This is a genomic window from Bradyrhizobium sp. (genome assembly GCF_049798375.1).
Taxonomy (GTDB): domain Bacteria; phylum Pseudomonadota; class Alphaproteobacteria; order Rhizobiales; family Xanthobacteraceae; genus Bradyrhizobium.
This window is the reverse complement of the sequence record NZ_JBARGP010000507.1, coordinates 1-1,731: the sequence shown is the minus strand read 5'-3', so window position 1 is coordinate 1,731 and position 1,731 is coordinate 1. Positions and strand designations below refer to the sequence as shown.

Annotated in this window: 3 protein-coding genes; 1 reads left to right on the top strand and 2 read right to left on the bottom strand. The window is 62.2% G+C overall.

Annotated elements, in window-relative coordinates; genetic code table 11:
* On the top strand, positions 1–217 hold a 217-nt coding region (locus WA702_RS20705), incomplete at its 5' end, for a hypothetical protein (RefSeq protein WP_425112411.1).
* Positions 218–316: 99 nt separating this feature from the next.
* Here the strand turns inward: WA702_RS20705 and WA702_RS20700 are convergent.
* Together WA702_RS20700 and WA702_RS20695 are read right to left on the bottom strand one after the other, a co-directional pair.
* Positions 317–565 carry a hypothetical protein gene (locus tag WA702_RS20700; RefSeq protein ID WP_425112410.1) on the bottom strand — a complete coding sequence of 83 codons (249 nt, stop codon included), beginning with the start codon at positions 563–565 and terminating at the stop codon, positions 317–319.
* A gap of 123 nt (positions 566–688) precedes the next feature.
* The coding region (locus WA702_RS20695) for an efflux RND transporter permease subunit (RefSeq protein WP_425112409.1) at positions 689–1,731 on the bottom strand (1,043 nt) is incomplete at its 5' end.

Here is a 1,731-nt window from a genome sequence, read left to right as displayed (position 1 = left end):
CGGTGAAACAGCGGACTCGCTCGGGCGTGCGTTCTGGCGCAATCTTCCGCTTCTGCCGTTGCGCGATACGTTGCTGCTGTTTCAATGGCTCGCTGCCGCTTTCGGTTCACATGTCACGTGGCGTGGCGCGCGCGTTCGGGTCGGAAGCTCGCGTTCGGCCGCGCGCACGAGGCCGTTGCGCTCGATGGACGTGATGGAGGCATCCGATGGCCGCTGAGGTGGCTTTGGCAAAGCCGCGCGCATAGAAGCCGCCGGGATCCGGGCCGCATGATCTAGGCCGCATGCATTCGAGCCGCGCGCCGCGAGGCCTCTCGCGTTATTCACTACCGCCGACGACTTCGGCTTGCGTTCGTGTGAATGGGCCGTCGAACAGGCGCATCGAGACGGCGTGCTCACCGCCGCAAGCATCTTGAACGGTGCGACCGCCGCTAACAATGCGGTCGAGCGCGTGCACGCCATGCCGCACTTGCGCGGGAGCGAGTAGCGGATGGCTTTGGCCCAGCTCGGACTTTGTCGACAGGATGGCGATCTTCGGGATCATCCATGCATTGATCGCTGCAAGCACCGGCAGGCCCTCGGGCTCTCGGGCTCTCGTACTGTTGTACCAGCAGCCGTCCGGCGCTCTGGCGGTACGCGAGCGCGCCAGCGGAGTGCATATCGACTGGCCTGACTCCAACCTGCCGACGGCTCAAATAGCCTGCTTCTTCATGAGCAACTTTAATAGCACGGGCAGCAACAGTAACACCAGCGGCAACTGGACAATCAGGCCGGAAATAATCGCGATGGCAAGCGGCTGCTGCATGGCCGATCCCTGACCTAGCGCGAAAGCGAGCGGCAGCAATGCGAGGATTGCGGCGATGGTGGTCATTGCAATGGGCCGCAGGCGATTGCGCCCCGCCGCGGTCAGCGCATCCTCGAACGGCATCTCTTCGTCGCGGGTGAGCCCTTGCAGTTCCGACACGTAGAAGATCGCCACTTCCGTCACGATGCCGATAATCATCGTCATGCCCATCATCGCGGAAATATTCAGTTCGATGCCAGTGACCCATAAGCCGATGAACACCGCGCCCGCCGCGAGCAAGGGCATAGCCATGACTGCCAGCGCTACCCGGAAACGCTCGTAAAGAAATAGCAGCAGACCGAACACCAGCGCCACCGCCGCGCCGAACACGGTCAGCAATCCTTTGAAGGCAATCTGCTGTTGCTGATACAGGCCGCCCAGTTCGTAATACACACTGGCCGGCAACAGGCTTTTATCGCCGATCACCTTCTGCACGTCGGTGATCGTTGAGCCCAGATCTCGGCCGTCGATGCGCGCGGTCACCGCGACCATTCGCTTAAGATTGTCCCGGCTTATTTCGGGCTGTCCTGTCACGGTGATCTGATCGGCAACGCGATTCAGCGCAAAAAGGTGTCCGTCCGGCGCGCGCATCTGTAGCTGGCCCAGCTCTGTGTCGGTCAATGCTGCGGCTCCGGTCACGCGCACACGCACGCCGACCGTTTTCGGTCCGTTCTGAAACTGTGTGGCCACGTTGCCTTCGACCATGTCGGAGACGGCCTGTGCTATCGACTGCGGGTCCATGCCTTCAGCAGCGGCGGCTTCGGGCCGGATATGCAATTCGAGCGCGTCGCCCGCCGGATTGATGCCGTCATTCACGTCGACCACGCCCTGAATCTTCGCAATGCGGGCGGCCACCCTGCGTGCGGTCGTATCAAGCGTCTTCTGGTCAT